General features: G+C 32.5%; 20 protein-coding genes and 2 tRNA genes. 1 reads left to right on the top strand and 21 read right to left on the bottom strand.

What is annotated here, in order from left to right; genetic code table 11:
* Window positions 1-18: 18 nt before the first annotated feature.
* Window positions 19-2,082 carry a TonB-dependent receptor gene (locus AAFU52_RS11425; protein WP_438426463.1) on the bottom strand — a complete coding sequence of 688 codons (2,064 nt, stop codon included), beginning with the start codon at window positions 2,080-2,082 and terminating at the stop codon, window positions 19-21.
* Between the two features lie 256 nt (window positions 2,083-2,338).
* Window positions 2,339-2,713, bottom strand: coding sequence for a hypothetical protein (locus tag AAFU52_RS11420; protein WP_082994981.1), 375 nt, complete (start codon window positions 2,711-2,713; stop codon window positions 2,339-2,341).
* Between the two features lie 101 nt (window positions 2,714-2,814).
* Between AAFU52_RS11420 and AAFU52_RS11415 the strand changes: the two genes are divergently transcribed.
* Window positions 2,815-3,264, top strand: a complete 450-nt coding sequence (locus tag AAFU52_RS11415) for an RrF2 family transcriptional regulator (protein WP_024772234.1) — start codon at window positions 2,815-2,817, stop codon at window positions 3,262-3,264.
* 20 nt (window positions 3,265-3,284) lie between these two features.
* Here AAFU52_RS11415 and AAFU52_RS11410 read toward each other — a convergent pair whose 3' ends face one another.
* The 19 genes from AAFU52_RS11410 to AAFU52_RS11320 all read right to left on the bottom strand — a co-directional run bounded on the left by AAFU52_RS11410 (window position 3,285) and on the right by AAFU52_RS11320 (window position 21,512).
* Entirely contained in the window at window positions 3,285-5,078 is a 1,794-nt protein-coding gene (locus AAFU52_RS11410; RefSeq protein WP_438426462.1) for a hypothetical protein, read from the bottom strand.
* A 163-nt stretch (window positions 5,079-5,241) separates the two neighbouring features.
* Complete coding sequence (gene nrdD, locus AAFU52_RS11405; RefSeq protein ID WP_438426461.1) at window positions 5,242-7,098, bottom strand: anaerobic ribonucleoside-triphosphate reductase; 1,857 nt, start codon at window positions 7,096-7,098, stop codon at window positions 5,242-5,244.
* A 6-nt stretch (window positions 7,099-7,104) separates the two neighbouring features.
* Window positions 7,105-7,554: an anaerobic ribonucleoside-triphosphate reductase activating protein gene (gene nrdG / locus AAFU52_RS11400; RefSeq protein ID WP_035093091.1), complete on the bottom strand. Its 450-nt coding sequence runs from the start codon at window positions 7,552-7,554 to the stop codon at window positions 7,105-7,107.
* A 109-nt stretch (window positions 7,555-7,663) separates the two neighbouring features.
* Window positions 7,664-7,951: a LytTR family DNA-binding domain-containing protein gene (locus tag AAFU52_RS11395; protein ID WP_438426633.1), complete on the bottom strand. Its 288-nt coding sequence runs from the start codon at window positions 7,949-7,951 to the stop codon at window positions 7,664-7,666.
* Window positions 7,952-8,075: 124 nt separating this feature from the next.
* The gene (locus AAFU52_RS11390) at window positions 8,076-10,169 is read right to left on the bottom strand and encodes a PepSY-associated TM helix domain-containing protein (RefSeq protein WP_438426460.1); all 2,094 of its coding nucleotides are present in this window, start codon (window positions 10,167-10,169) and stop codon (window positions 8,076-8,078) included.
* The gene (locus AAFU52_RS11385; protein ID WP_438426459.1) at window positions 10,169-10,471 is read right to left on the bottom strand and encodes a hypothetical protein; all 303 of its coding nucleotides are present in this window, start codon (window positions 10,469-10,471) and stop codon (window positions 10,169-10,171) included. The genes AAFU52_RS11390 and AAFU52_RS11385 overlap by 1 nt, the downstream gene beginning before the upstream one ends.
* 3 nt (window positions 10,472-10,474) lie before the next feature.
* Window positions 10,475-10,804, bottom strand: coding sequence for a hypothetical protein (locus AAFU52_RS11380; RefSeq protein WP_024772240.1), 330 nt, complete (start codon window positions 10,802-10,804; stop codon window positions 10,475-10,477).
* A 62-nt stretch (window positions 10,805-10,866) separates the two neighbouring features.
* The gene (locus AAFU52_RS11375) at window positions 10,867-13,293 is read right to left on the bottom strand and encodes a TonB-dependent siderophore receptor (RefSeq protein WP_438426458.1); all 2,427 of its coding nucleotides are present in this window, start codon (window positions 13,291-13,293) and stop codon (window positions 10,867-10,869) included.
* A 565-nt stretch (window positions 13,294-13,858) separates the two neighbouring features.
* On the bottom strand, window positions 13,859-14,545 hold the full coding sequence (locus tag AAFU52_RS11370; RefSeq protein WP_024772242.1) for a DUF4386 domain-containing protein: 687 nt from the start codon (window positions 14,543-14,545) through the stop codon (window positions 13,859-13,861).
* 222 nt (window positions 14,546-14,767) lie between these two features.
* Window positions 14,768-14,992 (bottom strand): phosphopantetheine-binding protein, encoded by a 225-nt coding sequence (locus AAFU52_RS11365; RefSeq protein ID WP_161635323.1) that lies wholly within the window; start codon window positions 14,990-14,992, stop codon window positions 14,768-14,770.
* Window positions 14,993-15,070: 78 nt separating this feature from the next.
* Window positions 15,071-15,730, bottom strand: coding sequence for a 4'-phosphopantetheinyl transferase family protein (locus AAFU52_RS11360; RefSeq protein WP_024772244.1), 660 nt, complete (start codon window positions 15,728-15,730; stop codon window positions 15,071-15,073).
* A gap of 2 nt (window positions 15,731-15,732) precedes the next feature.
* Window positions 15,733-16,662 (bottom strand): phosphoglyceromutase, encoded by a 930-nt coding sequence (locus AAFU52_RS11355; RefSeq protein ID WP_024772245.1) that lies wholly within the window; start codon window positions 16,660-16,662, stop codon window positions 15,733-15,735.
* Window positions 16,663-17,853 carry an ACP S-malonyltransferase gene (fabD, locus tag AAFU52_RS11350; protein ID WP_024772246.1) on the bottom strand — a complete coding sequence of 397 codons (1,191 nt, stop codon included), beginning with the start codon at window positions 17,851-17,853 and terminating at the stop codon, window positions 16,663-16,665.
* Window positions 17,854-17,886: 33 nt separating this feature from the next.
* Window positions 17,887-19,164 (bottom strand): beta-ketoacyl synthase N-terminal-like domain-containing protein, encoded by a 1,278-nt coding sequence (locus tag AAFU52_RS11345; RefSeq protein ID WP_438426457.1) that lies wholly within the window; start codon window positions 19,162-19,164, stop codon window positions 17,887-17,889.
* A 42-nt stretch (window positions 19,165-19,206) separates the two neighbouring features.
* Complete coding sequence (locus tag AAFU52_RS11340; RefSeq protein WP_024772248.1) at window positions 19,207-19,467, bottom strand: acyl carrier protein; 261 nt, start codon at window positions 19,465-19,467, stop codon at window positions 19,207-19,209.
* Window positions 19,468-19,522: 55 nt separating this feature from the next.
* A complete protein-coding gene (locus tag AAFU52_RS11335) occupies window positions 19,523-20,248 on the bottom strand; it encodes an MBL fold metallo-hydrolase (protein ID WP_438426456.1) in 726 nt (241 codons plus the stop codon).
* 38 nt (window positions 20,249-20,286) lie between these two features.
* Window positions 20,287-20,361, bottom strand: a tRNA-Cys gene (locus AAFU52_RS11330).
* A gap of 56 nt (window positions 20,362-20,417) precedes the next feature.
* A tRNA-Cys gene (locus tag AAFU52_RS11325) sits at window positions 20,418-20,492 on the bottom strand.
* A 69-nt stretch (window positions 20,493-20,561) separates the two neighbouring features.
* Entirely contained in the window at window positions 20,562-21,512 is a 951-nt protein-coding gene (locus tag AAFU52_RS11320) for an acyltransferase domain-containing protein (RefSeq protein WP_024772250.1), read from the bottom strand.
* Window positions 21,513-21,538 lie beyond the last annotated feature (26 nt).

Genomic DNA, 21,538 nt, shown 5'->3' with positions numbered 1-21,538 from the left:
ATTTTTAATTATGTTTTTTTAATTGATTTTGTATGAAAATGTGATGAAGAAATTACGTCCCATTCGAGGAACATTTTTCCAATCTGTATACGTTGAATAGTATTCGTCAAAAATATTTTCTACACCTGCCTTGGCATATACCACATCGTTATTCAGGTAAAAGGTTTTTCCCAGAGTTAGAGAAAAAATGATGTAGGCTGATGTTTTATCTTCGCCAAATTCTGGATTAAAATTTATTTGATCTCCAGCACCTTTCATGGTAACTTCTCCAGAAAAACTCCTTTTATTATACTGAATCCCGGATCGATATGATATAGGACTTATAAAAGGCAAATTGCGATTGGTATCATCTTTTCCCTGATGGTAGGATACTGAAGCAGACCATCCAAGTTCTGGTATGATTTTGTATTCTGTACTCAAAGACACATTAATCAAATCGGCATACTCTAGATTTTCATATATTTTTACTCCATCAGCACCAATTGTCATAGTACTAAGTGATTCATTTACCTCACCAATAATGTAATTAGGCATTCGAAAAATATTTCCTTCCAGAGCAATTTTTAATTCGGATTTTTCTAACGAAATTTTAGCATTAGCCTCTATAGATTGTTCATTTTTTAAGTTAGGGTCACCAATATAATCGTGATTATCAAAACTGTTAAAAAGATAAAATCCATATCCTTCTGATACTGATGGTGCTCGTTCTCCATAAGACAGTCCAGCATTGATGTGAATAGGTTCTAAATGTTTATGATATTGCAGCGAAGCACTTTTAAGAAAACGTGTTTTGGATTCTTCCATATCTGGATAAAAGATTCTGAGACTGTTAAGTCCAAAATCATCAGCTATAGTATTGTTTTGTACAGCTAATCTCGCAGATAGTTTTAAAGAATTTTTTTTAAAGCTGATCTTATCTTCAGCATATAAACCTGTATTCCAAGTTCGTACATCGGGCCAAGTAAGCATAAACATAGGGTTCTCATTGGGATTATTGGGGTACATTGTCATTTCTGCAAGAGACTTATTGTAAAACCCGTCCCATTTCATCAAAAAGTGTTGTTTTTTGGTTTTTAAATTCGCTTCAGAGAAAAACCCATACGTATCACTCCATCCCGGCATATCCATTCGAATAGGTACATCTGGTCTTTGAGAATCATCCATCACATGAGTAACTTTATTAAAGTACACTTTAGACTTCCAATCGCTAAATACACCTATAGTATTTTGTTCAAAACCTATAGATGCAATAATTGCACGTGCCAAAGAAACATCCATGGGTAATGCAGGATACCCTACATCTCGTGCTTCATCATAAATAGCAGTTGCTGTGAGTGCCTTGTTTTTATCAATCTTATATCCTCCGTTTACAGAGACATTATACTTTGTATATTGAGAAAAATTGATTTCTTCTCCATTTCCTGCAGTATAGTTTTCCGCTTTGCGATAAATGATATCTCCATCTACATAAAAATCAGAATTTGAATAATTGGCTTCTGCCCCCAGAACCACTAATTGGTTATTGGTTTCGAATCCATCTTCTAAACTTGCTTTGAATCCTGTTTCTCTAAAATTGCTTTTATCTAACTCCAGATCTATTGCGCCTCCTATACAGTTTCCATATTCCGACCCTTGTTGTCCCGATGCAACATGGGCTTTAGCAAGGTTGGACACATCTACATAAGAGGTAATAGGATCCATTTTATCTGTACACGCACCAAAGATTCGCATCCCATCAATAGTAACAGAAAGTCTTTCTGATGTCATATTATTTAACGCAGGTTCCCAAGCATAGGCTCCTCGTTTTATCATACCCACTTTTTGTGAAAGCTCCAGATATTCATCTAACGATGATAATGGTTTAGGTTGTTTTTGGTAATCCAATTCTTTTCTGGCAGATATCAAAATAACTTCTTCCAGATTGATGGGTAGGATAGTATCCTGCTTTATCTGGGTTTCTTCCTGAGCATTAACCCAACAGGGGGTAATTTGAAAAAGCAGGATATACCATAGCATATTTACCCTTTTAAACGGTGCCCTCAAAACCCTATACAAAGAGGTTGCACCAATACTAGTTTTCATTAGAATATATTTTATAAATAATTCAACATATAAATAAGTTTATGTACATGTATTTGAGGTATATCATACCTTCAAAACAAATACACTGATAGAACTCATTTAAGCTTTTACTTTTTGCTGCAAATTTTTCTTATTCACCCTAATTTTGACTTTTTCGTAACGTAGCTATAGCTATGCTCCTCAAAAAAGGATTCATTATGGTAAAAAATCTTAAATTTTCGTGTAAAACAAAAAATTCAAATGAGTTCATATTGAATTATCCAAACTCGGGAGGTGGAGAAATATCTGTAATAAGTAATTTAGAAATTATTTCTTGTGTAGTTTTATAATTGTTCTCAACTGTATTTTCTGGTTCATTTTTTAAATCGAAATCAAGTAATAGTTGAAAAAAAACAATATGCTGAATCTCATTCTTAGATTTTTTGTCTTTGAATGGATTATTTTCTGAGTCGGATTCTTTGGCTAATTGTTTTTTTAAATAGCATTTACCATCACACTTTAATCTAGGCCTATCTTTATTTATACAGAGGTTTTTTACGATGTAATCATAATTCATGATATACTCTCCTACTGGCCAAAGAGGCTTGATAAGCATCAGGAGAGCAACGAATAGAATTACCGTACTTTTCATGCGGCAAATATAGCTCCTATTACAGGAAGAAAAATATGATAAAAGTCACAAAAAAGACAAAACGATCTTTTTTATTATATTTGATCTAAAAAAAAGCTATTATGCTATCTAACGCTTGTAAATATGCTATAAGAGCAATCCTTTATCTAGCAATACACTCTGATGAGACTCATAAAATAGGAGTAAAAAAAATTGCCGAAGAATTAGAGACGCCTCAACCTTTTTTGGCCAAATTATTAAGGCAATTAACCTCTAATAAGTTGGTTTCCTCTACTAAAGGTCCTGGGGGTGGTTTTTTTCTGGATAAAAAAAATAAAGAGAAATCAGTTTGGGATGTTATTTGTTGCATCGATGGTACTCATAAATTTGATAAATGTTTTTTAGGACTATCAAAATGTAGCGATAAAAATCCATGTCCTGTACATTCTACCGTATCTCCATTTAAGAAAAAAATATTAAATGAATTTAGAGATAAAACGATTTCTAAACTTGTTGAAGAAATTGAAGTAGAAGGAACCGTAATTTCTTTAAAAGGATTTGATCTAAAATAATAACTTTACCTAGATATCATTTACAAATCATCAATTTCTGAGTTTATTTGGTTTAAAGTCATTTTGCTATTATCCAAATCGTTTAAAATTTGAGATTTAGAATTTTCAAAAGCTATTTTTATACTTCCAAAAATGTTTTCATAATAAGAAACTCCTTCTTTTAGGTTTTTTACAAATACTGACAAATATTTTTTCTGCTTATCATTTATAGAATGCTTTGTTTCTTCAAGCTTATCTTTTAAAAAATCAATATAAATGTTTAGCTCTTTTATAAACATGTTAGGACGATCTGTTCGTACAACTTCATCAGATTCTCCATAAATATGGCTTGTTATTTCTTTTAAACTCATAAGCTTAGAGAAATAAGCCATATTTGGCCCAGGGCATATCGAAACTCCATCTCCTTCAACTTTAGTATCTAAGTTATATTTCAGTAACGCAGAAGTTCCCAGACCAACACAGGTACATGATTTTTCTGTGATTTGATCAAATTCTCTTTGATAATCTTCCTGAGAAAGACCTTTTTTATCCAGCTCCTTAATTTTTATATGCTGATATTGTCGTGATGCTGTACATATCCCTTTTTCGGTAAATTCTTTATTTAGAGCAACAAATTTTTTAGGACATGAGCTACCAGGCCTGTTTTTTTCTAATAAAGTTAACTTTTCCTGATCTTTTGTATTTCCTTTTAGGCTATTAAATGGTATTCCCAAAGGAGAGATATCACTTAGGTATAAATCATCTTCTTTGGCTTTTACTAATTTATCTAATGTACTATTATCGACTGTTGTTGCTTCTGGTACCAAAAGAAACGGAGTTCCCCACCCTACTGAATCTACTTTGTAATGTTCTAATAAAAACTGATGTTCTTCTGCTGTACCCACCCCGCCCTGGGCAGTGATTTTAACAGGTAAAGGAGATTGCGGAACATGTCGGTTTTTACGAGACCATACCTCTGCTATAATCTTATGTATTTCAGAAATCAATTCTTCTTTCTGATCTCTAAACTGAGCTAATATTGGCCCCATAAGATATCCATCTGTTGCAAATGCATGACCCCCGCAATTAAGTCCGGATTCAATTCTATATTCTGAAACCCATAATCCTTTTTTGGCTAAAAATTTTCCTTGTATCAGGGCAGATCTATAATCACTTACTTTTAAAACTATTTTCTTTTTAATTTCTCCGTTCTGGTTTGGATAAAAATCCTCAAACTCTTCCATATAACTATAGAGCCTGGGGTTCATCCCGGCAGAAAGTATTACGGATGAAGATAATTCGCTATTAGCATATCCTCTAAGCGCTGCGTGAGCATCATTATATTTAGAAGATAGTTTCTCTTTTTTTTGATAATTTTCTTTATCTACTTTGGTCATGATATTTACATCAATACTACCCATCGATAAATTGGCTTCTATTAAATCCTTGATTCCTTTAAAATTGAAATCATTGGATGCTAATCCTTTAAATCGCTGCTTTAGTAGTGAAGTATCTGGTAAAATATTGAAGTATTGTTTCAATTCATTACTACATTCTGTTGTAATATTTTTAAGTTGATTAAACTTTTTTTCTGCCAGATCATTCATCAAATTAAGATAAGAAGTAATCCTCTTAGCTCTAAAATCTTCTATACTTTCTGTGATTTCATTATATGGCATTTCGAATGTATCACAATACATCTTTCTTAGTTTTTCTAATAGAATATCATCAACCAATGAAATAACAGAATCTATTCCCAGATGAGAAACTTTTAATGGAGTATCAATAGTAAAGCCTATTCCCATTACAGGAATATGAAATGAATGTAGTTTCATTATAATGAATTAAGTTTTGTATCGGTTAATCAATATGTATTAGAACTATAGCATCAAATTGCCAATATATATTTTAAAATCTAATACATATGTATCTGTCAAAAATCACGAATGGAATCAGAACTAAATATGACAATTATCATGTTTTAATAACTTCTATGTTTTAAGCATGTCGATCAATTTCATATTCTGGTTGTTTTTCTGTCAAAACTTCAATTCTTTTATTTACCAAATTAGGTTTCGCATGTTGCGTATGATAATGTCTTAATTGATGTTCACTCTGTCGATCAGAACTAAAATTAGATACTCGTTTTAAATATCCTATTACCCGGGTGGCATGATCTACATTGTGAGAACCACAGTCATTGCATACAAACAAAGTGCGCTTATCTATATGTGAGCATTCATTACATATTGTAATTCTTATATTAAAACAGAAATAGTTACATCCTGCTGCAGCTGTTGCATGAATTAGTTTTATAAATCCATCTTTATTAGGAGTCTCTTCTAGGTTAAGATGAAGTGCAGAACCGCCATCCAAATATTGTATAATCTCTTTACCATGCAGCATTATTTTATCCAGAGAATTTACTTTATTATCCTCGACTGCATAGAAATATGAGTTATAGCAATCTCTGGGCACAAATAATCCATCTTCTTTATCCCATTTTGCATTTTTTATCCCCAGATTTTCTGCAGGAACAAATTCTGTGTTAAACATATATCCATATTTTTCTTTTGCTGCTCTATTTTCTTGATAAATTGCTTTTAGATAGGTATTCACAAAATTCTTATATGTAGTGTTATTGCTTGCTTCGATTCCCTGGCTCTCGGCGGCTTCTACCATACCATTAATCCCTACTGTTAAAAATTGTTTGTCTAACGCTATAAAACCTGCTTGATAAACAGGCAATAATCCCGCTTCATTGTATTCGTCTATAAGTTTTCTGTAAGCAACCTGATATTTATGAATCTTTTGTACTTCTTCAACAATATCAGCCTTTTTTTGAATCAGCCGGTTCATGTTAAGAGTGATTACATTTATAGATCCTGTTGCTACCCCTCCTGCACCTAAAGAATAACTAAAGGTATTATCACTAATTTCATTTCGTAAACGACAACAGGATGCTAAACTATCTGCATTTTCGGATTGGTAAATAAAAAAAGAATTTCCTTCACTTAATTCTTGTGCACACATTTCGGTAAATTCTCTATCGACAGGAGCATCATTTTTTACAAGCATTGCAGCAGTAACTACAGGAAAAGTAAGTACGGCTCTTTTTCGTTCCTTATTAAACCATTTCATGAAGAATTTTTGTAATTTTTTTACGCTTTCCCATTTTGGTTTGGTCATATCGGGAAATACAAAATCTCCAAACATACTATTAAAATAGGCTTCATCGTATAGAGAAATATTCCAGAATACGGATTGATAACCTCTTGCGGCAGCGGGTTGATTAACCGCATAAACTACATGTTGTAAATGATTTGCGATACGTTTTTCATGAGTTTGTAAATAGTCTTCTCCAAGATCTTTAACTGCAAAATGATCAAAATACATCAAAAACTCTACAGTAGCTAATGCTCCGGCAAACTGCGAACTTACTGCAAAGACAAGGTTAACAAACTCACCACAATAACTCTCCAGATGTTTTGGAGCTTTACTTTCGCCTCCTAATTTTGTGAGTCCGTCTAATAAAAATGGGTACATACTTATAGAAACGCAATATGGTTTTAGTGAAGTCTCATCGTGTACATATATTTCATGTGATTCTATCTGCCTGGTGTATTCTTCAGCTAGATCATTGCCATACAGAGCAGCTATTTTTTGTTTTACCAATGCTCTGTTTACTTGTATATTAATGTCTTTATTTAACTCTGCCTCCATCGTTGCAATGTTTTTTGAAGTCACATTGGCATTAGCATCTACTTTGGATCCATCTGCCGCATTTGTAGAATCCAAATAATGGGTTATAAAATCAATTTTATTTGCTATTTGATCATCTGAAAGTCGTATCATGAGTTTTTAATTTTTAATAAATAAGTAATTAAGTCGCTTATTGGTTTTTACTTCTATAAATTGTTGATTGGTTGTTTTGCTATTTAATCCTCCTAGAGATTGATTCCATCTTCCTGTTTTAATCCAGGTTAATTGAGTTAAAATCTTATCATCCACTTGCTCTAGACCTGTATAAAGACAAGTCTCATATCCTTTCTCTTTGGCATATTTTAGATGGTTTATTAATTCTTTTTTATACCATTCTCCACCCATAAAAACAACACAGGTGGCAAATCCAGAATACCTATCGAGTATATCTTTGTATTTTTTTTTAGTTAATTTTTCCCCACTCCCCTTTTTCCATAAAAAAGGCGAATGACATCCTTTACACCTTAAAGGGCATCCAGAAATACTAAAACATATACTTATTTCCCCTGGTACTTCCTGAAGCACTATATGAAAATCATAAAAATTCATTATTACACTATTAAAAGACCTTTTTATCTTTTATAAAAATAAGAATAGAAACTCCTTCTTTTAAATTAATAAAAATGAGTTATTAAAAATGTTATTAACAGGAAGAAAATTATGTTTCTAAAGTCGATAAGTAATCAGAAATTGAAGACTTGTATGATCTTGAAGAAATAAGTTCTTTATTGTTTTTCAGTCTTAATTGATATTCATTATTACTAGTATATCTACAAGACTTTATATATATATTATTTACTATTAAAGAGCGATGAATTCTTAAAAACTGAAATGTATCCAGGCTATCAAACAAAGCATTCATCGTTATTCTGTACAGATACGTTTTATCTTGCGTAATAATTTGCACATAATTACCATCACTTTTAGAATAGATGATATCATCTATATTAATACTCCTGTTTGGGCTATATTACATTCAGGAATTCGGGAATAAAAAAACCTGGAAAAATTCCAGGTTTTTTTATTGTTGATCACTAACATTTGCTACTTCTGCAAATTGAGAAACCATTTTATGCTATTTGAATATTTTTCCACTTATTCAAATTTATAACCAAAAAGATGCTTGCAACCGCCATTAAGAGTAATATAAAAATTTCAGAATAATTAGCTGTTTCATGCATAGTTGCTTCAATAACATGATATACATTAAATAAGGTTACAATAATTCCCCAAATAAATGAAATCCATCGAAACCACTTCTTGGATATCTGTACCGTCATTACTGCAAATAAGAAAGCTACACCTTCCATTAAAATACGCCACTGATGTGCCCAAAAAGGTGTTTCTCCTGTTGAACCTTCAATAAACACTGATTCTTTAAAAAACACATTAGCTAATCCGTAAATGTGGTGAAATATAAATCCAAGGATAATGAATATCCACAATATGATAATTTTTGTTCTCATGGTTATAGAGTCATGATTTCCGTTTTTTATTTCTAATTTACTAGCTTCCATATTATTGCTATTATTTTGTTTTGCTTTAGCTTTTTTAATTTCTTCAGCTTTTAAAGCTGAAATATTTTTATAATCTATCTGATTTTTATTAAAGCTACTTTGTGCTTTAACTTGTGGTTGTATCTTAAAATAAAAAACAAGTGAAATTGAAGCAATTATAATCCACAGAACATCGATCAATAAAATTTCAAATTGATGTTGATTAAAAGTGTTCCATATCCAATTTCCTGATATAATCCCGTTACTAATTGGGATCAGAAATCCAAAAATGGCTCCAAGTAATAAGCTATATTTATTGGTTGCATAATTATCTCTCTTAAATCGAAAAAAGAAAATAGCGATCAACCATAGAATAAAATAGAAGTAATAGATCGCGGTTTGCTTATCTTCAAAATAGCCATTCGAAAATTTTACAAATAAAAATGCTAACGCAGTCACAGGAAGCATTGATAGGCAAATAGCTAAGTAAATATGACCTACCTTAGCAGTATATAATCTTTGGCTAATTGTCATGCTCTTTTTATTGCGAGCTTCAATCCAAATTAAAACTCCCGTAATGATAACAAAGCACGTTATCATTGCTAAAATAAAATAGATTATTTTCATAGGAGTGCCGCCAAAATCTCCAAAATGTAAGCGACTTATAGTACGTTGAAAATCTTCAGAGTAAACCGTTTTATCAGGGCTTTTCTGTTCTTCTATTTTTCCCGAAAAGACATCAAGAACAGTGCGACCCGTGCCAATAAAACGTTTATTATCTTCATATTCACCAATTAAAACATATTTCATATTGGTGCCACCATAGTTTTTTATAAAACCTCTTGTTAGGTGAAAATCGGTCTGATCACTTGTCGTTTTTTTCGAAAAGGCATTAAAACTGGGAATTTCTTTTTCTGCTCTAGCAATCCACTCGTACGTTTTTCGTTCGGGACGTAAATCCTCCATCAGTTTGGTCTGATTATTATTGTATAAGGTATTAGCTGGAAGCAATACCAAAATACTTAAGCAAAAATAGGCACCGGTAACTGCAAAAATGAATTGAAAGGGTAATCCTATGACTCCAAGAGCAGTGTGAGCGTCTACCCAAACACGTTTTAAAACTGATTTTGGATTGAACGTATAAAAATTAGGGATGATTTTTTTCCAATGAACAATAACCCCGGTAACTATAGCAAATAAGAAAAATAGTGCTATAAAACCTGCTAGATATATACCGATTGAGGGTAGTTGCGCAAAAAAATGTAATCGATATAAAAACTCTCCCAAACTATATTGCTCTGGATACGTTTTGGTATCGATAGAATTAATATCAACATAGAAATAATTAGACTGTTTTCCTTTTTCTGATGCCAACGAGTCTTTGCTCGCTCCCATAAAAACATAAATATGGTCACGATCTTCTCCAAAGTTAAGTTGTAAATCTCTACCAGTTAATTGATATTGATCATCCAGCGTTTTTAATATTCTGTCATAATCAATATCACTTCTTTCAACATGACCTATGGATTTTCCTTCTTCCCATATCGCAATTTCTTCTTTAAATAAAGCAAATGCTCCTGCAAAAAATATAATGTATAAAGCAACACTAATTACTATACCACTTACAGTATGTGTATTAAAGAATATATTATGATTTCTCTTACTCATTATACAAAAGGATTATTTTGATTTCCTAAATAATATATCCCAAACAATACTATGGCTATTACTATATATAGCAACCAAGCTTTCCATCCATTTTTAAATAAAAAAGGAACAATTAAAAGTGCACACCAAACGATAAACAAAGTAAATATTGAGGTAATTAAAATTTCTTGTGGATTAGGCAACCAAAGCGGTAAACACATATGTAATAATGCAGAAATGATATAACCTCCTAAAATTCCTGCAGAAATTTTAGCAAATTGTTGCCAGGGAGATTTATCTAAATATTTTGGGTTTGCTGGCATAATTTATAATGTTAATTCAAGTATTAATAGCACTAAAAATAAAACTGAAATCTGTTTGTACGTTACTTTTTTTAATGGAGCTATAATGATGATTAATCCTAAAATTATCATCATCAAAAAAAGCCAAAATAAAATCCCCGATGTTCTTCCTAAAGAAACAATGGTAATGACTAATGAAACTAATAAAAGTACAACCGCTATAAGCTTTGAAACAACCATGTTTAATTGAATCCATTTTTCAATGGTTAAATCATAGCTTACCAGTACCTCCTTTGAGGTATGGTATAGTAAAAAACTTCCGAAAAAAATTAATAATACACTAATTGTTATCATTCTATCTTTATAAACCAAACAACTCTAAATAAGATATTTAGAGTTGTTTGTATTAAAATATTTTAAAATTTATATATTAAATTCGCATATATAGCTCTTGGGGTTTGAGGCGTTATAGTTGACCAACCTTTGTAATATTCTTTATTAAATGCATTATTCAGTTTTAGGCTGATTCTATATTTTTTCGCTTGATAAAAAATAGAAGCATTAGCAATAGTATAACTCGGAAGAATAAATTCTCCGGTAGATGCATAGTTGATTGCAAAACGTTCACTCGCACCATTGAAGCCTAATCCCAATCCAAAACCATCTAGTTTACCATTTTGAAATTCATAACTTGTCCAAAAATTATAAAGCGTCTCAGGGCCTGCTTCCAATGGTCTACGATTTAATATTTCTGCATTATCAGATTTTGTAGTTTCACTATCATTATTGCTAAAGCCTGCTCTAATATTAAGACCATCAATAGGACTAGCATTTACTTCAATTTCAAAACCGCTACTTTCTACTTCTCCTCCTTGTATTTTATTGAAAGGTGAAGCTGGATCTGTAATAACACGATCTTTTACCTTAATATCATAATAACTCACTGAAGCATTTAATCTATTATTAAATAAATTAGTCTTAACACCGAATTCTAATTGATTAGCCTGCTCAGGATCAAAAGTCTGTAACGTTTGTGGACCAGCATTCGGATCTCCTACTAAAGCAGGTTCTACATTAGTAAATCCATTTTGATAATTAGCAAATACAGATAATTTATCCATTATAGGTTGATATAAAACACCAAATTTTGGAGAAAAAGCTGTTTGGTCAAAATCATCATCAAGATTTGCTAAATCACCTTCATTATCAAACACATCCAACCTTAAGCCTACCATTACTGATAGTGATGGGATGATATTAACAACATCAGAAATATAAGCACTGTAAATATGTGATTTAGATTTTATATTAGATATACCTTGGGATTCTAGAGCGGCATCTACACTAGCAGCTGATAACGTAAATGTATCAGTCTCTACATCTGGTGTAAAAGGATTATCTCCATTAGAACCTCCTTCAGGAGTTATATTTCCATAAAAAGCAAAGCCGCTACTATTATTGGTTTGTGTTGAGTTAAAGTAATCTATACCCAAAACAACTCTATTTCTAATTGATCCCAACTTAAAATCTCCTGTGAAGTTTTGCTGAATATCTGTTGTTTGAGTATTGGAATTTTGTTTACTAATAAAACGAGAAAAAGTATCATTGCCCAAAACTCCAAAATCAAACAAATAAGAATAATATCCTTTTGTAGATGTTGAACTTTTTGATAATACAGTTTGTGATTGCCATGTATCAGAAAGCTTATAATCCATTTCTACACGATAATTTTGCGTGGGGTTTTCTAAGGTCAATTCATTACTAGTGAATGACATTTTATAATTATATCCTAGTTCTTCTAAGTTATTCGCTTGAGTCGGTGCACTTCTATTCAAAAACAAAAACATAGGATTGGTTTGCTCTGCCTGTGAAATTTCTCCATAAAACGAAAAGGATAATTTATTATTAACACGATAAGATAGTGACGGGGCTACAAAAAAAGATTTTCTAAAACCGGCATCTTGAAAACTCTGTTCTGTAGCATAAGATGTGTTCAATCTAAAATAGATATTATTATTTTTATCCAATGGGGTATTAATATCTCCACTTACTTGATTAAAACCATAAGTTCCAGATGTAAAAGAAAGTTCGCCTCCAAAGCCTATGTATGGTTTTTTGGTAACAACATTTATAAGTCCTCCATATGAAGTTACGGCACTACCAAATAGTGTCGCAGAAGGGCCTTTTACTACTTCAATTCTTTCAATGTTTGCAGCATTAATAGTTCCATTTGTAAGACCTGGTATTCCATTAACCAATTGAGGTTGTACCGAAAATCCACGTAAAGAATAATATCCGGCTCCATCTCCCCCTCGTCCTGTAGAAGACCATAATTTTTCAACACCAACTGCATTTTTTAATGCATCTTCAAAATTTGTTACCACCTGTGATTTTAACAAATCTGTGGTAACTGTACTATAAACCTGAGTATTCTCTAGGTCTTTTAAAGGTAGTTTGGCTACATAAGCTGTTTTTTTTCTTGAAAATTTATTTCTTCGCTCTGCTTCTATTATAACTTCAGCTAAAATTTCATTTCCTTCATATAGGATAATGGCATCAAATTCTTTAGTTTCATTATTAGATATCGTGAAAGGGATTTCCTTTGTCTTAAATCCTAAATAGGATACAACAAGAATATGATCACCATTTGCAATGTTTGTAATTTCAAAAGCTCCGTTTTCATCAGATTGCACTCCTTTAGTTGAGTTTTTAATCAGAATATTAACTCCTGATACTGCTGTTTTAGCGTTATCTACAGTTGTTCCTTTTATATTTCCATTTTGTGAAAAAGAAAAAGAGGTTGATAATAGCAAAGCTAAAATGGTAAGTAATTGATTTTTCATTTATTATAATTAATAGGTTTAGGGAATTATTCTTATTTATTCTAAATAAATATAATACACATGCCGCAAATCTATTAAGAATGATTATAAATAAAAATATTCTATGATGTTTTTTTAAATATTTTACTGGTATCAAGTAAAAAGCATACTGTCAAATTAGAATCATTAGTAGAATATAATCTGTATTAAATATGTTGTGGTACTCAAAAAATTTGAAGTCTTTATTAAATTTATATAGAAAGATTAAAGGTCACAATATTCGCAGCATTTTTTTAATCCTTATTCGAGGTATTAAGGATTAATCATTGATTAACAACGCTATAAGCATTAACAAAAAAACCTCTATACATGAATTATGTATAGAGGTTTCTAAACAAAATAGTGCTAAAGTAGGGACTAGTATCGAACTTTTTCTTCGAAGTTTATCCTCTGCTTCAACATTCAATCACATTACAAAATGCTTGTTTTCTATGCTTTTTTGCACAAAGCTAAAACTCAAATTCAAAGTATGTAATATATATTACGAAACTCTTACTTACGTCTTTTGTGCTTTCTTATATTTTCTTTATCCGTGTATTTTTACAGATACTCTTTTGTCAAATCCATTTACTAATAACCATATCCCTAGAACTAATTCTAACAGCGCTGTCGGGACATTCAAAATTAGGTATTCAGCTGTGATAATTTCAATAACCTGAAATAAAATCAAAATACTTGCTGCCCCTGATAATAAAGTACCTATTAACCCCCAAACTGAAAGCCATTGAGGAATTAGTTTCGATTTCATTAGTAAAATATATAACATGAAATTCCCTATACATAACACCAAAACCATGAATACATGGTTTATATAATCTCGCATAATTTTGAACACATTCCCTAAAGCTTTTAAATCCAAGGTGCTATTAGGCGAATTATATACAAATTCTTGACTTAAGGCTAAAATTGACAATAATAATATTGTTCCAAAAATTACGAGTGTTGCCGAAATTATCCTAAAACTCAAAAACCCAATTGCTAAACTACCATCAAACCTTTTGATAATAGGATATAATAAAATAGCAATTCCTAAATATGCAAGTGACATAATAAATTGAAAGAAAGCATCAGTTATTACATTATTAGAATTTGCAGCTGCCTCTGTTAAATACTTTGTAGAATCAATTGATGGTGCTATACTAAAAACCCCAGCAACCATACCAGCTATAAATAGCAAACCTGCCAATCTTACTTTACTTTTTATCAAATACATGAGCCATTTTTTTTGCTATAAAACTTTTTTTAATAAGTATAAATATTCAATAAGTAACAAAAAACACGACTAACTGGTTTTTTAATTTTGTACAAAAGTACAAAGCAAAAGCAAAAAACATATTAATTTATCTAAAAGCTTTTGAAAGCTTTTTGTTAAAAATATCAATTCCGGTTTCTGATGAAAAGTATTCAATTATTAATCTTGATCAACTAACAGGATTCACTGCTCCTTCAGCTTATTTGCAAATAGCACTGCAAGTTCACCAAGGTTATTGGCTTTATAAAATTCTCTTGCTGAAGCTTTCAATGATAGTTCTTCCAGCATCCTTGCAATGAGTTCTGCTCGACCAATAGAATCCATTCCGAGAGGAGACAGCATTGAAGAGCGTATGATAGGACCATGCGCTATGTCTAAAGAGATATCAGCTACATGAGTAGCTATCAAATCAAAAATGTCGTTTTCGTTCTTATCCATAATCTATAATTTAATTTGAATTAATTTTGAGTTAATTTATTAGTTAGGTTAAACCAGATGTGATTTATAAAAATTCACATCATGCATTTTAAATGTTGATAATTGATTGGTTGTTAGTGCTGCACTATAACCGTTAGTGAACACAAAATCTTTTACAAACCACAATTTATCGTCAAAATGGACAGTATTATTCTTCACCTCAAGTTCATTCAGAGGTATATAAAATCCTCGTCCATCCGCCTTAATCACACTTTCTTTAATTGTCCAATATTTATAAAACGCTTTTAACGGGCAACTTGCACCGTTAATTTCATCCCACTGATCAGGAGTCATTAAATTCGTGAAATCTTTAAGGTTTCTCTTTCTATTTTCTTCAATATCAATACCAAGCCTGATATTTTTCCCTATCGCACAAATCACAAAATCACCAGAATGAGATATATTAAAATCATATCCCTTCAAGGTTAAATATGGCCGTTTGTGTGTGCTATAAGCGATAAGGTCCCAAATATTATTTTCTATATGATAGCTCTTTAGTGCTTCAATCAATAATAAGCGTCCTAACAAGTGTGCATGTCTGTCCTGCCAACGAATGTATTGTGAATTTTTTTTTCTCAAATCTGGCGGTAGCAATGATAGGTAATCCGAAAAAAGACTTTGCTCCATCGGATTTTTAAAGGATGTAAAAAATATATCTATTGATTGCATTCTCAAATCTTTTCAAACTTAGTAATAGAGGCCGTATTAAATAGTTTTGAAAATATGGTATTGAATATTTCATCAATAGCTCTCACTTTTAAAAAGTGATGTGCTTCTTTACCAAAGAAAATAAACGGAACCTCATTTTTACTGTGACCGCCAAAAGAAAGGTCTTCAATATTCCCATGGTCACTGGTAATTAAAACATGAGTATTTTCTGGTTTATCATGAATTACTCCACTAAGAAATTCATCAAACATCTCCAAAAACATAATGGATTTATTCATATCCTTTCTATGCCCTATTAAGTCGGGTAAAAAACATTCATATAAAATTAAATCATGATCTTTTGTTAAGTTCTTTAAATTTTCTCCGGCTATAAATGGAGTTATTAAAGGTATTTTATTATTGGGCACATCTTGTAAAGTAAGGTTTGTAATATCCCAATGTACAGCTCTGCCTTCAATAAGGTCATTCATAGTATTAAAACTATTTTTGGCTGCTAATACGCAACGTGTAGTCACACTGTAATTTGGAGAATTCGTATCAAAAGATTTGAAAAAACCATCGGTATAGGAGTTAGCAAAAATGCTTTTGATATAATTCTCATTGGCGTATTTAAAAATTGATCTTTTATTGATCAATGATATCAATTGATCATTTGGATACGCCATCAAATGATGTCCTAAAAATGCCTGAGCATTATATCCGGTAAATAAAGATGACTGCCCTGTCGCGCTTTGAGGTACTCCTTCAACTCCCAGGCATGCATCAATGCCTTTCACCAGAAAATTTTGCTTTACAACATTTGTGGTATTGGTTAATACCTCGCCAACTAGGTTAAACATTGTTGGCATTAAAGCTCTGGTAAATGGGTTTGATTCTACATTTTTTCCTAAGCCAACTCCATCTAAAAAAATAAATATTAATTTATTTTTCATTTAACTCCTTTGAACAGGTTTCACTTCTCTTAGATCAAAATATCCATTATACCCTTTGATATATACTGCTGCTCGATGCCCAAATAATATTGTGGCTTCTGATCTGGTTTCCAGTTCATTTTCATAAAAGTCTGAGATTACCCTTGTTCCTACCGGGTAAACTTCGTTCCATTGTTCGACAAGTTTAGTCGGGTCTGATAGCTTCTTTTGTTTTGCTTTTTTTGTTACCGATTTGTTTTTTTTAACTGGTTTGGTCGCTTTCTTTGAACTACTAGGTGCTGCTTGGGAACGTTTTTCTTGATTGGTCTCTGCTTTTTTACCGGCCTGTTCCTTAACCGTTTTTGCATAATCTCTTTTGATATACCCCATCAATTTGGTCAGTACATCTCCTACTCCCAGTTCTTCAAATTCCATCTCTCCCTGATGCAGCAAATATGTCATGCTTTCGGACCATCTTACACTGTTGGATAACTGATCTATTAAATGCTGAGCTACATTACCATGTGCATAAGGCTTTCCGGTAACGTTAGCAACTACATCGATTTTTGGTTTGTAAAACCTTGTCTTCTTTGCAAACTTTTCAAATTCAGCAGCTGCTTCTTTCATATAGCGTGAGTGAAATGCACCACTGGTGTTTAAAGGTATAAACATGATATCTGCTTTTTCAAAAAATGGATGTGCCTTATCAATATCTTCTCTTAAACCTGAAATAACAATCTGAGAAGAGGCATTTAAGTTGGCTATATCAATAGTAATCAGGTTTGCATCCTTAAGTATTTCCAGAATTTTTTCTTCTGAAGAATTTAAAATAGCAGCCATTCCTCCATTTTTAGCCTGGCTCATGAGTTCGCCTCTCTTTTTAACTAGCTTAAGACCGCTTTCAAAACTAAACACGCCAGAGGCCTGCAATGCATTATACTCACCTAGACTATGGCCTGCTAAAAAATCTGGTTGTTTTTCTCCACCCTTAATTTTCTTCTGATAAGACAAAGCATTCACAACATATAGTGCTGGTTGAGTGTATTGTGTTTGATTCAACTGATTTTTGGGATCTTCTAAACAAAGTTCCTTAATAGAATATCCCAATATTTTATCCGCTTTCTTTGTTAACGCAGGAAACTCATCAAAAAGCGTCTCTCCCATTCCTTTTCTCTGGGAGCCCTGCCCAGGAAATACATATGTTTTCTTCATTTTTATCTTGTTTTTTATATTAGGTTTATAATTTTATCTTCTTTTTAATACGATCGAAGTATTTATTCCACCAAAACCAAAAGAGTTACTCATTGCAACATCAACCTGATAATCAACAGCTGCAGTACCACAAAACTGTAAATCGTTACAAATCGGGGTTTCCAGATTTTTATTTGGATGTAGAAATCCTTGTCTCATTTGTTCAACTGTGGCAATTGTCTCTACTATGCCTGCCGAATACAAACAGTGCCCTGTTAACCCTTTGGTAGAATTTAACCACAGATCAGATGTATGATCTTTAAAAACTTTGCTAATAGCTTCTGCTTCAGTTTTATCTCCTAAGGGAGAAGAGCTTCCATGAGTATTTATATAATCAACATCTGAAACTGATAACCCAGCTTGATTTAACGCTGAAAGCATCGCTTTTGCTTCGCCATTTACATTTGGATTAGCAGAACTATTGCTATCAAGGTTCAATCCATAACCTTTGACTTCCGCCAGGAATGGAATGCCTCTTTTAGTAGCACTTATTTCTGATTCTAGAATTACACTGGCACTAGCTTGTCCATAAATAAAACCTTCGTGTTGTGCATCAAAAGGGCGGCAGGATTTTTCTGGTTGATCTATATATTTCTTACCTCCCATAGCTCCAATGTTAATAAAACCTTGAATATCCATTGGGGAAAGGTCAGCAACAACACCCGTCACTAAACACACATCAACCAGACCTGAGTGAACAAGCTGATATCCTTTTATAATACCGACATTCCCGGTTGCAGATGCTCCTCCTACGGCAAATCCTTCACCTTCAATACCAAATAGTTCGCTCAAAACACCGATTTGATTGGTCTCCAAAAACTCAAGTGCATATCGAGGAGATAGATACTCCGGATTTTTCCTGAATTTTGAAATCAAGTCATATTGATAATTTTGAGTACTGTTATGCCCAGCAACAATCAATCCTATTCGCTCTGGCAAAGGCTTGTTATCTTGCAATCTGGCACTAAACCATGCTTCTAAGGCAGATATAATGGATGTTTGAATAACAAAAGGAGCTCTTCTACCTAATCGCTTGGCGTGATGATATTTCTCTTCTGATACATTTTGAAAACGATCTATAGAATCAGAGAAGGAAAAGTCTTCTATCTTAGCAGCAATATCAACAGATATTTTTGGCTCCTTTATAGTCGGTATTTGCTTAATACCCGATTCTCCATATCTTAACGAGTTGCTAAATGTGGAAACACCATTTCCTACAGAAGAAACTGTTCCCATACCGGTAATTCCAACCTTATTTGTGGTTACTATCATCTATCTTATTTTAGTAATCTATTGGCAATACCATTAGCTATATTAATTACTTTCGACAGATATCGTATAGTTCTCAGCCAACACGTCTACCATACCTTGAATATTGCTTACTTGAGCAAAGCTCATTAAAGGTATTTTTAGGTCTAATTCTTCCATCGACATGGTAACAACCTCCATCCTATCAATCGAATTCGCACCCAATTCCCGTAGATTTCTTTCAATGAGAACCTGATCCGGATTTATATCCGGAAGCACTTCTATAATAACATTTTTTACTACTTCAAAAACATGTTCTTTTGACATAACTTCTATTATTTATTTAAATATTATACACTTCTTTTTTGCTTAAGATTTTATCTTACTGAAAATCAAAAAAGTTCAATTTATTCTGTCCCTTTCTTAAACGATATGCAGCAAAATCATTTTTGTTTTTAAATTGCAGATATATATTCTGCTTCAATACTTCTGAAAATACCTGACCAGGTGGTCTTCCATAGCTATGACCTGGGAAAATGAGCGTATCTGATACAATCCTTTTTTTTAGATATTCAATACTTTCGAACATATTATGTGCTCCTTGCATGTCAAAACATAAGCCACATCCTTCGGCAAATAATGTATCCCCGGTAAATAAACTATTTCCTATTAGATAACACATACCGCCAGGTGTATGACCCGGGGTAAATAAAGGTTCAATCTGTATTTGGCCAACTGACCATGGTGTTGTACCGACACCTTCTAATTGTGGAGCATGAAAACCAGAGTACCTAATTTCTTCATTAGACATCCAAATGGGGCAGCCGTATTTTTCTGCCAGAGGTTTGGCTAAATGAATATGATCAAGATGAGAATGAGTAAGTAAAATTCCGCTTAAGACTGTTTCGGTATTCTCCAGTGCCTGCTCTACTTTTCTCATATCCCAGGCCGGATCCACAATAATAGCTTGATTATTAATATGGTCAACCACCAAATAACTATAGTTCACCATAGACATATAAGTCATTCTCAGTATGACAACCTGTACTATACCGCTGTAACCCGTATCGGTATATCCAATATCCATTATCAGATTTTCAAATTTCATTGATGTGTAAATTAATGTGCTCTATTTTGCATTTATAGAGGCGCCGAGTGGATTCGAACCACTGAAATAAAGGCTTTGCGGACCTTCCCCTTAGACCTCTTGGGCACAGCGCCATTTGCGTAAGTCGTAGATTCAAAATTCAAAACTTACAGATTATTATATTCTTAAGAGGTGCTGAGTGGATTCGAACCACTGAAATAAAGGTTTTGCAGACCTTCCCCTTAAGCCTCTTGGGTACAGCACCTTTTCTTATTGTTTTTTTATAAAATATTTTTCGTCAATACTTCTGAAGAATGTTTATAGCAGTGATTCACTAACACAAACAAGTTTTTAATTTTTGAATGACATTTAAATCACTTCCGAATTGATTTATCATTTGCAATGAAATAGAACCTGAATCTGAAGGAAGTATATATTTAACAAAAGTTGACAAAGTTCCACTAGGTCCTATATCTATAAAAGCATAATCTTCGGTTTCCAGTATTCTTTCAACAGTTTGCTCGAAATTAACAGGATTACGGATAGCTTTCCATATATAGTCCCCGTTCAATTCCTGGACTGTCCCTGTTTGCAATGACGATATCACTGGAATTTTGGGAGGTACTACCCGAATATCTTTGAAAATTTGCTTATAATGCTCTTCGATTGGATCTATGAGTTTGGTATGAAACCCATATTTTACTGGTAATATTTGTGATATAATATTTTCCTTATTTAAGTTTTGATAAAGGTTTTGTATTGTGTGAGGCAAACCGCTCACAACAAAGTTCTCTCGAAAATTTCCCGCTGTAAACCAACAATTACGAAAAAGATCTGGGTAGCGGATCATTATTGATTTTGATCCCATAATAGCCAACATACCTGCAGGTTGGGTCTTTTCATGAACAAGCTTAGCTATATCAACCGATACCCTGATCCCATCTTCCAGGGAAATGGCACCTGAAACAACAGCTGCATGGAGTTCCCCCATACTATATCCCATAAGAAAATCTGGTTGGATATTCATTCCTTTAAGTATTTTGAACATACTATATTGGATACTCAATAAAGCAGGGTTCGTATAAAGAATGTTATCAAAGGGTTCGCTCTTTCTCTTTCCCCGATATAAAACATCAATTAAAGAGGTTCTTATTAATGGAAAAACTATTTCATTACAATGATCCATCCAATATCTGAATTGTTCATTATGTTCATAGAGTTCTTTACCCATTTCATAGTATTGAGACCCCTGGCCAGAGAACATACTTATAATCTGTTTATTCATTTGATCTTTTTTATTTAATGACAGGA

It is taken from the genome of Aquimarina macrocephali (assembly GCF_051627225.1).
Taxonomy (GTDB): Bacteria; Bacteroidota; Bacteroidia; order Flavobacteriales; family Flavobacteriaceae; genus Aquimarina; species Aquimarina macrocephali.
The sequence above is the reverse complement of the archived record's forward strand: the minus strand, read 5'-3'. Positions and strand labels throughout refer to the sequence as shown.

What these genes read in the sequence shown, in the direction of transcription:
- AAFU52_RS11425 (WP_438426463.1), bottom strand. Translation starts at nt 2,082, where the DNA reads ATGAAAACTAGTATTGGTGCAACCTCTTTGTATAGGGTTTTGAGGGCA.
- AAFU52_RS11420 (WP_082994981.1), bottom strand. Translation starts at nt 2,713, where the DNA reads ATGAAAAGTACGGTAATTCTATTCGTTGCTCTCCTGATGCTTATCAAG.
- AAFU52_RS11415 (WP_024772234.1), top strand. Translation starts at nt 2,815, where the DNA reads ATGCTATCTAACGCTTGTAAATATGCTATAAGAGCAATCCTTTATCTA.
- AAFU52_RS11410 (WP_438426462.1), bottom strand. Translation starts at nt 5,078, where the DNA reads ATGAAACTACATTCATTTCATATTCCTGTAATGGGAATAGGCTTTACT.
- nrdD (WP_438426461.1), bottom strand. Translation starts at nt 7,098, where the DNA reads ATGATACGACTTTCAGATGATCAAATAGCAAATAAAATTGATTTTATA.
- nrdG (WP_035093091.1), bottom strand. Translation starts at nt 7,554, where the DNA reads ATGAATTTTTATGATTTTCATATAGTGCTTCAGGAAGTACCAGGGGAA.
- AAFU52_RS11390 (WP_438426460.1), bottom strand. Translation starts at nt 10,169, where the DNA reads ATGAGTAAGAGAAATCATAATATATTCTTTAATACACATACTGTAAGT.
- AAFU52_RS11385 (WP_438426459.1), bottom strand. Translation starts at nt 10,471, where the DNA reads ATGCCAGCAAACCCAAAATATTTAGATAAATCTCCCTGGCAACAATTT.
- AAFU52_RS11380 (WP_024772240.1), bottom strand. Translation starts at nt 10,804, where the DNA reads ATGATAACAATTAGTGTATTATTAATTTTTTTCGGAAGTTTTTTACTA.
- AAFU52_RS11375 (WP_438426458.1), bottom strand. Translation starts at nt 13,293, where the DNA reads ATGAAAAATCAATTACTTACCATTTTAGCTTTGCTATTATCAACCTCT.
- AAFU52_RS11370 (WP_024772242.1), bottom strand. Translation starts at nt 14,545, where the DNA reads ATGTATTTGATAAAAAGTAAAGTAAGATTGGCAGGTTTGCTATTTATA.
- AAFU52_RS11360 (WP_024772244.1), bottom strand. Translation starts at nt 15,730, where the DNA reads ATGCAATCAATAGATATATTTTTTACATCCTTTAAAAATCCGATGGAG.
- AAFU52_RS11355 (WP_024772245.1), bottom strand. Translation starts at nt 16,662, where the DNA reads ATGAAAAATAAATTAATATTTATTTTTTTAGATGGAGTTGGCTTAGGA.
- fabD (WP_024772246.1), bottom strand. Translation starts at nt 17,853, where the DNA reads ATGAAGAAAACATATGTATTTCCTGGGCAGGGCTCCCAGAGAAAAGGA.
- AAFU52_RS11345 (WP_438426457.1), bottom strand. Translation starts at nt 19,164, where the DNA reads ATGATAGTAACCACAAATAAGGTTGGAATTACCGGTATGGGAACAGTT.
- AAFU52_RS11340 (WP_024772248.1), bottom strand. Translation starts at nt 19,467, where the DNA reads ATGTCAAAAGAACATGTTTTTGAAGTAGTAAAAAATGTTATTATAGAA.
- AAFU52_RS11335 (WP_438426456.1), bottom strand. Translation starts at nt 20,248, where the DNA reads ATGAAATTTGAAAATCTGATAATGGATATTGGATATACCGATACGGGT.
- AAFU52_RS11320 (WP_024772250.1), bottom strand. Translation starts at nt 21,512, where the DNA reads ATGAATAAACAGATTATAAGTATGTTCTCTGGCCAGGGGTCTCAATAC.